The following is an 8,330-nucleotide window of genomic DNA, read 5'->3' on the forward strand; positions in this document are numbered from 1 at the left end:
CAAACTCTTAAGCTATAATATAACCAGCAATTGCCGAAGCCGCACCGACTAAAACACCGCCGATAAATACAGGTGCAACTTCTCTAAGTGTTTGTCCTTGAAACATAATTTTAAAACCAGCCCACATAAAAGCTATGGTCAAAACAACCGCACCAATGCCGTAAAGTGCGGTGCTAAGATTTTCTAGAAAACTATTAACCTTATCAATTCCACCAGCTGAAAATACAAACAATGGACTGAAAATAATAAATAATTTTGCTTTCATTTACTCACCTTTATATAAATTAAATCGTTCATTAAATCTACTTTTTAAAATTAGCTTAATAAATGAATTAAATTAAGTTTTATGATGAATAAAAATTATTTTTTAAGGTTTTTATTTATATAACGAAATTTTGCTATAATTTAAAAATGAAATTTATGCTAAGGAGACAAAATGGCTTATCCACTTTTAGGCACAAAAATAGTTTTAGATGAAGAAAAAATTTTAAAAGAGGGAAAGTATGATTTAAATGATATGTATAAAATTATTGATAAGTATGCTAAAGAATCAGGGCTAATAAAAATTGATAAAAATACCTATCATTGCAGAGGCGATAAAAATGATTTAGGTTGTTTAGGAATATTTGTTAATTGTAATCTAGTCGAATGCGATTGGTTCACTCTTAATGTTAAAGAATGGACTTGGTTAAGCGAAAAAGAGGGAGATAGCGATTTAATAAGTTTTTTTAAAGAAGAAAATGAGGGCATATGGCAATAAATCTTTCTCGCAAAGCTATCAATTTTGATTTATCAACAAATAAGCTTAAAAAATATTTTAGCGATACAAGGGAAGCTTATGGTAGTATTAAAAATTTTATGCTTAAAAATGGCTTCGAGCATAGACAATATTCAGGTTATACTTCAATAAAACCGATGAGTGATAAACAAATAAATTTGCTTATAAAAAGACTTACTAAAAAATGTGCTTGGATAGGTTCTTGCATTAAAGAATTTGATGTAACTGATATAGGGGAACAATATAGTTTAAAAGATACTATACAAAGTTTATGCACTCAAGAGCTTAATAAAAAAATTAATCACAATAAAAATTTGCAAATACAATCTAATCAAAAATCACAAGATATAGAATTATGAATATAGCTTATGTAAGAGTTTCAACAAATAAACAAGAATTAGATTCTCAAAAATTAGAGATTATGGAATATTGTCATAAAAATAATATTAAATTAGATGAAATTTTAGAGGTAAAAATAAGCTCAACTAAATCACAAGAAAAAAGAAAAATTAAAGATTTAAAGAAAAAATTAAAAGCAGGGGATTTGTTAATAGCTACTGAGCTATCAAGGCTTGGTAGAAGTATGTTAGAGATAATTAATTTAGTGCTTGAATTAAACGATAATCAAATCAATTTTTTGTTTTTAAGACAAATTGAACTTAGTAATTTTAACAATCCTAGCTCAAAATTAATTTTATCAATTTACGCTTATTTAGCGGAAAATGAAAGAGAATTAATAAGCAAAAGAACAAAAGCAGGGCTTGAAAATGCAAGAATTAATGGCAAAATACTAGGACGCCCAAAAGGCACTTTAAAAAGCGTGTATGATAAAGATATAGAAAAAATTAAAGTGCTTCTTGATAAAAAACTATCCATTGCAAGTATTTGGAAATTACTTTATAGTGATAGTGGTAGGACTTATGACGGTTTATTGTGGTTTATTAAAAAACGAAAATTAAAATAAAATTAATTCTTTGTTTAAGTAAATTATAAAAATTTTTGGATAAAATCTTACGAACGATTTAACTCTCTATTAATCATTTTCCATAGTAATAATATAACAAAACAATCCCAACAACAAGCCACAATTCCCACCATTTAAAAAGTATGACAAAGGGCAGAATAAATATTATGGCTAAGATTATACCAACAATCTTTTTAATCCATATTAAGCCTTGATAGATTACATCTTCCGTTTTTACATACCAATTCCAATGGATAAAAAATTTATTACGCAAAAATACTAAAAAGAGAAAAAAGTATTTTAAGCATAAAACCAAAATCGCAAAGGCTAAACCAACTAGGAAGAAAAACGCTCCTATTATAACCCCAATAGCACCGCCAATCATCTCAGCTTCTGCTTGATTAGACTTTTTTTGTTGTTCTTGCTGCACTCTTTGGAAATTTCTTTGCCTTTGTTCTTCTGCCCAAGTGTCCCATTCACTCATAATCGTCCTTATTAACTTCTAATATTCTAAAAATATTCTTATATGAAATATCTATTTTAAAGTCTTAAAACTCAATCGAATAAAGACTTTGGCAAGAGAAATTTATTGTTTTTGGTATTTAATTGATTCATAGGGTCGCTTCGCTTAATATACCTTTTTACCCTATTGTTGCTTTGATAAACAAAGAACAAATCGTTTTCATTTTTATATTTATTATAAAAGAACTCGTCATCATAATCGGCAAACTCTACATTTTTACCATAAATATTAATGCCAAACTCTATAAACTTGTCTTTTAATTTAATAATTTCTTTTTTTTGTTTTGAAATTATGGAATTTTCTTTATAAAATTTATAAGCTTTAATTTCGCAGAACTCACTATAACTAAGGATTTTTTTGTCAGGAAAACTTGTTAAAAATCTAATCAAATCCTGTGCCACTAAAGAATTTAAATTGATAAGAATTTTTGATAAATCATCATCATAAGAAAGAGTGGATTCGGTTTCAAGTTTTTTAATGTATTCTCTACGCACCGTTAAAACAAATACCGAGATGATAGTTCCATTATCTTTAGTAATGCGCTCTACAGAATCAAACATTAAAATTCCCTTATCTCTTTGAGCAATAGTTTTTTTATCTCCACCTTCAACATTTTGAGTAAAAGCTAAATCATACGCAAAACGAGAAATTTCTGTAAATTTTTGCTTTAACCAAGAGTAGTTATTAGAGGTTTTATTAAGATATTGTTTTAAAAATTTATAAGGCTCTAATCTCACCTCCATATCCCAAAAATTTTCTTGATATTTCTTTATCACATTCGTATCCACATTTTTCTTAATATATAAAAATAAGGCGTCTAAGATATTTCTATGTGTTTGTGTCAATAAAGAGTTTTTTAAACTAATTGCATAAGATGAGCCATTTGCACCTGTCATTTCAAATTCTATTTTATTGTCGTTTTCTTTAAATGCTTTATAGAAATTAGTATCAGTAAGTTTTCGCGAACTTAGATAAAAAACCCCTCTATTTTCATTCATCGTTACATAACCCTCTGCCAAATCATTGACGCTCACGGCAGAGATATCTTGTTTATTAATAATCTCTAATGTATTAGAATCAACACTGTTAGCTTTAATATTTTTAATCAAAGGCTCATCAATACTAGAATTTTGTAATACTTTAATCGTCTTTTGAAATTCTCCAGCATTAATATTATTATTATCCTTTAAAACTTCAAGCAAACGGTAAGTTGTGGTGCTTTTATCTTCTCCCTTTTCAAAGGAAAGCTTATAAACGAGCCTTGGAGCATTAATAATTACAGAGCTGCCCATAAGGCTTTCGCCTTTTTTATCTAAGTGATGAAGTAATAAAATTGCCTGATTGTTTGATTTTGCTATATCGGTTAAAATATTAAAGAAATTTTGCACATCATTTTGATTATTTTGGTCTTTGAAGCCTAAAATTGAAAAAAATGCACTAAAAGTATCAAGAACAATCAAATCACAATCTGCTAACTCATTAAGCTCTTCTTTCAAACTGCTTATAGGCTCTTTATTAATTTTTGGAAGCTCATTAGAAAATTCAAGCTCCGCAGTATTAAAAGGATAGAAATTTTCTACATTTTTAATGCGCTCTAAAATCGCTTGATTTTTATCTTCTATGCTCCAAAAAAAAGGCTTTAAACCGTCATTAATTGCATTAGCACATACTTTTAAAGCTAAAAAAGATTTTCCCACTTCACTATTGCCACTTAATACAGCTACAGAACCTCTCTCTAGCTTAATAGTATCTTCACAAAGCACAGAAACATTTTCATCGCTAAAAATCCCCAGTGTAATGGTATCAATAGTATTGCGTTTTGGCATATAATTTCTCCCTTCTACCCAAGTAAATTGACTTAAATGTAAGGACTTTTCTTAAAAACACGCAAATTATACCAAACTATTACATCTATGTCAATAAATAAACTACATATCAATCATAAAAAACAAAATTGACTTAAATGTAAGTATCTATTACATCTATGTCAATAAAAAACCGAAATAAAGAGCTTCCAATTATGAATAAATTGACTTAAATGTAATGGTTTTTGACTTAAATGTAATGGTTTTTGACATCTTTGCGAAATAAGTATATAGAAAAATAGAGCTTCCAAAACAAAATTGACTTAAATGTAAGGACTTCTAAATTTTCAAATTTATTAAATTTATAAAAATAAATTTAATAAATAATCCATCTTGCCTAATACTATGAAATGCTAAAAAATCTTACGATTTTTGAGCTTTTACATTAAAAGCAATGTTTTGCTAATCGCAAAACGCTTTTTTAAAACTCCAAAAAAGAAGTGAAAACATTTTGAGCTAGAGATAAATAGAGTATAGCTTGTTGCTTTTCTTTTTCTGCAGACTTAAAAATTTTTAAAGAAATAAATTTTCAAATTTTAAAAAAGTTTGATTTGTTTTTAAGTTTGTTAGCTTGTTCTCATAAGGAATTGTATTGTTTTAAATTCTAACTTAGAGTTTAATTTTTATTCTTATTTGCCGTTAATTTTGTTTTTAGAGAGATTTTTTAATAGGCGGAGCAGAAAGAAAAATTTATTATTTTAACTCACTCATCTTTTCTTTTATTATCTTTGCTCCATATCTCACAACTATGTCATTAAAATCGCTTAAACCTTCTTTAGCTTCACTTTCATCTAAGTTTGGATAGAACACTTTAATATCTTCATATTTTTCTTTAATCGCTTTAGCAGTGTTTAATCCTACATTATTGATATTTTTTAAATCATTATCCGCATAAAGAATAATAGGTGTAAAGGGATAATTTAGTTTTAACACTTCAATTACGCTAATTAAATTCCCTGCGTCTATTGCCATAATTACAGCTTTATTTAAATATTCTTGTAAAGATATAGCCGTAGCAAATCCCTCACAAATTAAAAACTCATTTTGTTTTTCTAAAGAAACTTGAGTATAAAAACAGCCTTTCTTTCTTGCTAAATATTCTACTTCTTTTTCTTCTTTAGTTTTAATCACCCCTATGATTTTCCTGCCACTTTCACTAATTCTTTGTAAAGACCATAATTTTCCTTTAATGTCTCTAAGCGGAATTAAAAGATTGTTGAACCTATCCACTCTTAAATCATAGGCATTATTAATTCCTTTATTCTTTAAATATAAATGAGAATTTAGAGCTTTTTTTGCTTCATTCCACTCTTTTTGAAGTCTTAAGGCTGTTTTTTCTTGTAAATTTAAAAGCTCTTGTTCTTTTTGGACTTGTTTTTGAGAATTGATTGTAGAATAGGATTTTTCAGTTTTAGAGCTTCGATAATCTTTTTCAAGCCGAAATTTCCAGTTTTCTTTAATACCTGTTTTAAAATTTTGCATAAAACCTGCAGGATATTCATCTAAGTATCCTAGATAAGCTCCGCTTTTTTCATTTCCTTTATCTTCTTTTGTTTTACATCTTTGGATTTTGCCATTCATTATAGGATAAGTCTCAAGGATAAGTCCAAAAGCTTCTAAGGCGTGTTTAAATTGTATAAGAGCTTCATTGTGATTAATGTAGTTTTGTTTTGGAGCGTTTTCGTTCCATTTGATAAAGGGGGTAAAATCTAAGTAATAAGGCACAAAATACTTTTTCGCATTTTTATCCCAAATAGCCCCCAAGCTTTTAGCTTCATCTTTGTCTTTAAAGGGGACATTGAGATATTTTCTTATGCGAGGCATTAGAATTTTAATTCCTAAATTTATTTTCTTGCTTTTGTGTAAAGTCCCTATCGATTAAATCCAAACTTCTTTTTTGGCAATACTCTAGAAATTCCGCAAATGCTTTTATATTATTATTTATTTGAGCTTCTTGTAGAAATTCTAAGTATTTTTTTCTGTTTTCATTTTCAATAAGGGGTGGAATTAAATTATTTTGAATACATTGGAAACTCATTAAAAGTCTTCCTGTGCGTCCATTTCCATCACTAAAAGGGTGAATTTTTTCATAAAGGGCGTGAAATTCGGCAATTTGTTCTAAATTGAGCTGATTGCTAGGAAATCTATAAAGCAAATTGTCGAGTTCTTGTGAAATAAGGTGTGGCAGGGTAAGTTTTATGCTAGAGCCTACGATTTTGACCTCTTCATTTCTATATGCCCCAATAGGTTTTCTAACGAGATGGGGACAAATTTTTTGTGCATTAGAGAAGATAAGAAAGTGCAAATCTTTAATAAAAGAGCTATCAAGTATTTTATTTTTGTCGTTTGCTTCACGGATGATTAAATCATAAGCTTGTGCAAATCCTAATATTACAAGTTGTTCATCAAGTGGTTTGTTGTTAGCAGTTTTACCTGTTTCAAGCAAGGTTTTTGTTTCTCCATAGCTTAGAGAGATTCCTTCTATAGCATTACTGTGGTGCGTAATGCTAACACGCAATGTTTTAAATAGCTCTTCTCTTTGTAATAGGCTTAAATCACTTAACATTTCGTTTCCCCATAATTTATCTAGACATTGCGATACTTTTTCTATTATTAGAAAGAGAATATTCTTTATCTTTACTTTTTTTTTGAGAGCTAAATTCTTTAACCTTTGCTAACATTTCTTGTTGCGCAGAAGTTAATTCTTTCTTAGTTTCCTTTTTTTGTTCTTTATTGTTGTTGGAAAAAGCATTTTTTACAAAACCATCTATAAAACTGCTTAATTCATCTCCTAAAATTTTACTTTGCGAAATATCTTTTATGGTTTCCAAAGTAGAATATCCATAATTTTTTAATTTTTCTAAATTTAAATCATTAGGAATGTGTAAATGTTTATTAAGCTTTTGTAAAAGAGTGCCTTTTTCTTTAGCCATTCCAAGCGAAAGTAAATGCTCTATGCCTTGAGTGAAGTTTCCCTCACCAAGATTTATATTGTCGAAAAAATATTCATTGATTTTTTCATTATTTTTATTTTTTAATTCCATTTTGAAATTTAAAGGCTTGTTTTCAACCTTACCTAAAAAAATATTTTTTTGATTTTGCACCGCATCAATATGACTTAAAAAAGAAAAAACAGCCCCAACTTCTTCTAAATCAGTAAAGGGATTTTTAGACTCAAGATTTTCTTTTAAATCTTTCCCCAACAACTTTTCATCTAAAGATAAAAAATCAACTTTTATAGACTCAATATCTTCGTTATCAACTATTTTTTTCATTTATTTATCTTCCTTAATATAGTTTTAATTTGGCTTAATTATTTTTTTTAAATCCTTGAGGGATAAAGTCTTCTTTCATACCATTTCGTATTTTAGCTTCATTAGCATTTTGGCATTCTATAAATTCTTTATTAGAGGATTTTCCTGTTGTCGCATATTGCATTAGTTCCTTTTGAAAGTCGGCGCTGTTAAATTTGTTTTCGCACTCTTTTCTAAATTTATCTAACTCTTCTTTTGGCATTTTTTGAAATTCTTCTATGCTTCTTGGCTCACTACTGCAACCAAAAAAAGTAAAAGTAGCTAAAGAGGCTACAACTAAACCTGAAATAATTTTTTTCATTTTTTCTCCTTATGATGAAATTAAATTTTGCTAAATTTTTACAAATATGCTTCTTTTAATTCTTTATAATATTTTTTAGAATTTGATAAAGAAAACTTATCTAAAAAAGTTAAAAATTCATTTTCAACTTTTTCATTATTGAAAGATTGCAAAAGAATATCGTTTAATAAATTATCTCTTATTTTTTGGAGTTTTTCATTTTCTTTAGCAATTTCTTTTTGTAATTTTTGATTCATCTCTTTTTTTATTTTGGTTATGAATTTAGATTCTAGTTTTGCCATTTTATCCCTTCAATCGTTGAGTTAATACCGAATAAATTATTTGATTATTATAGTTTAGATATTATTAAACTAATCTTAAGCTAAGTAAAATTATAATGCGTTTTATCAAATGCAGGATAAGGGAAAGAGTTCCAAAAAGTATATACATATACTTTTAAACTCTTTCCCATCTGCTCTGCCGAGAGCTCTTAAAGATTTTTACTTTTTCAAAAATGAAAAAGTAAAAATAGCCGAGTTTTTGCTTTCGCAAAAAGCAAAAGTTTAAAACTTTTGCGGCAGATGCATTGTAGATTTAGGAAATAAT

11 protein-coding genes are annotated in these 8,330 nt (G+C 27.9%); 3 read left to right on the forward strand and 8 right to left on the reverse strand.

The window, feature by feature from the left end; genetic code table 11:
- Positions 1-7: 7 nt before the first annotated feature.
- Positions 8-265 (reverse strand): TrbC/VirB2 family protein, encoded by a 258-nt coding sequence (locus tag CHELV3228_RS09880; protein ID WP_082200898.1) that lies wholly within the window; start codon positions 263-265, stop codon positions 8-10.
- 171 nt (positions 266-436) lie between these two features.
- Between CHELV3228_RS09880 and CHELV3228_RS09885 the strand changes: the two genes are divergently transcribed.
- Genes CHELV3228_RS09885 through CHELV3228_RS09895 form a run of 3 tightly spaced genes read left to right on the forward strand, consistent with a single transcriptional unit; the run spans position 437 to position 1,742 of the window.
- Entirely contained in the window at positions 437-760 is a 324-nt protein-coding gene (locus tag CHELV3228_RS09885; protein ID WP_082200899.1) for a hypothetical protein, read from the forward strand.
- Positions 757-1,137 carry a VapD family protein gene (gene vapD, locus CHELV3228_RS09890; RefSeq protein WP_082200910.1) on the forward strand — a complete coding sequence of 127 codons (381 nt, stop codon included), beginning with the start codon at positions 757-759 and terminating at the stop codon, positions 1,135-1,137. Before CHELV3228_RS09885 ends, vapD begins: the two co-directional genes overlap by 4 nt.
- Positions 1,134-1,742: a recombinase family protein gene (locus CHELV3228_RS09895; protein WP_082200900.1), complete on the forward strand. Its 609-nt coding sequence runs from the start codon at positions 1,134-1,136 to the stop codon at positions 1,740-1,742. Before vapD ends, CHELV3228_RS09895 begins: the two co-directional genes overlap by 4 nt.
- 73 nt (positions 1,743-1,815) lie before the next feature.
- Here the strand turns inward: CHELV3228_RS09895 and CHELV3228_RS09900 are convergent, their stop codons facing one another.
- The 7 genes from CHELV3228_RS09900 to CHELV3228_RS09930 all read right to left on the reverse strand — a co-directional run bounded on the left by CHELV3228_RS09900 (position 1,816) and on the right by CHELV3228_RS09930 (position 8,026).
- Positions 1,816-2,226, reverse strand: coding sequence for a hypothetical protein (locus tag CHELV3228_RS09900; protein ID WP_082200901.1), 411 nt, complete (start codon positions 2,224-2,226; stop codon positions 1,816-1,818).
- A 71-nt stretch (positions 2,227-2,297) separates the two neighbouring features.
- On the reverse strand, positions 2,298-4,091 hold the full coding sequence (locus CHELV3228_RS09905; protein ID WP_082200902.1) for an AAA family ATPase: 1,794 nt from the start codon (positions 4,089-4,091) through the stop codon (positions 2,298-2,300).
- Between the two features lie 732 nt (positions 4,092-4,823).
- Entirely contained in the window at positions 4,824-5,954 is a 1,131-nt protein-coding gene (locus CHELV3228_RS09910; RefSeq protein ID WP_082200903.1) for a DUF5710 domain-containing protein, read from the reverse strand.
- Between the two features lie 7 nt (positions 5,955-5,961).
- A complete protein-coding gene (locus tag CHELV3228_RS09915) occupies positions 5,962-6,696 on the reverse strand; it encodes a Fic family protein (RefSeq protein WP_082200904.1) in 735 nt (244 codons plus the stop codon).
- Positions 6,697-6,712: 16 nt separating this feature from the next.
- Positions 6,713-7,405: a hypothetical protein gene (locus CHELV3228_RS09920; protein ID WP_082200905.1), complete on the reverse strand. Its 693-nt coding sequence runs from the start codon at positions 7,403-7,405 to the stop codon at positions 6,713-6,715.
- Between the two features lie 34 nt (positions 7,406-7,439).
- The gene (locus CHELV3228_RS09925; RefSeq protein ID WP_082200906.1) at positions 7,440-7,745 is read right to left on the reverse strand and encodes an EexN family lipoprotein; all 306 of its coding nucleotides are present in this window, start codon (positions 7,743-7,745) and stop codon (positions 7,440-7,442) included.
- 38 nt (positions 7,746-7,783) lie between these two features.
- Positions 7,784-8,026, reverse strand: a complete 243-nt coding sequence (locus CHELV3228_RS09930; RefSeq protein WP_082200907.1) for a hypothetical protein — start codon at positions 8,024-8,026, stop codon at positions 7,784-7,786.
- Positions 8,027-8,330: the final 304 nt, after the last annotated feature.

This window comes from Campylobacter helveticus (assembly GCF_002080395.1).
Lineage (GTDB): Bacteria > Campylobacterota > Campylobacteria > Campylobacterales > Campylobacteraceae > Campylobacter_D > Campylobacter_D helveticus.

Coding starts and splice junctions, on each gene's coding strand:
- CHELV3228_RS09905 (WP_082200902.1), bottom strand. CDS start 4,091: ATGCCAAAACGCAATACTATTGATACCATTACACTGGGGATTTTTAGC.
- CHELV3228_RS09925 (WP_082200906.1), bottom strand. CDS start 7,745: ATGAAAAAAATTATTTCAGGTTTAGTTGTAGCCTCTTTAGCTACTTTT.
- CHELV3228_RS09920 (WP_082200905.1), bottom strand. CDS start 7,405: ATGAAAAAAATAGTTGATAACGAAGATATTGAGTCTATAAAAGTTGAT.
- CHELV3228_RS09885 (WP_082200899.1), top strand. CDS start 437: ATGGCTTATCCACTTTTAGGCACAAAAATAGTTTTAGATGAAGAAAAA.
- CHELV3228_RS09900 (WP_082200901.1), bottom strand. CDS start 2,226: ATGAGTGAATGGGACACTTGGGCAGAAGAACAAAGGCAAAGAAATTTC.
- CHELV3228_RS09915 (WP_082200904.1), bottom strand. CDS start 6,696: ATGTTAAGTGATTTAAGCCTATTACAAAGAGAAGAGCTATTTAAAACA.
- CHELV3228_RS09930 (WP_082200907.1), bottom strand. CDS start 8,026: ATGGCAAAACTAGAATCTAAATTCATAACCAAAATAAAAAAAGAGATG.
- CHELV3228_RS09895 (WP_082200900.1), top strand. CDS start 1,134: ATGAATATAGCTTATGTAAGAGTTTCAACAAATAAACAAGAATTAGAT.
- CHELV3228_RS09910 (WP_082200903.1), bottom strand. CDS start 5,954: ATGCCTCGCATAAGAAAATATCTCAATGTCCCCTTTAAAGACAAAGAT.
- CHELV3228_RS09880 (WP_082200898.1), bottom strand. CDS start 265: ATGAAAGCAAAATTATTTATTATTTTCAGTCCATTGTTTGTATTTTCA.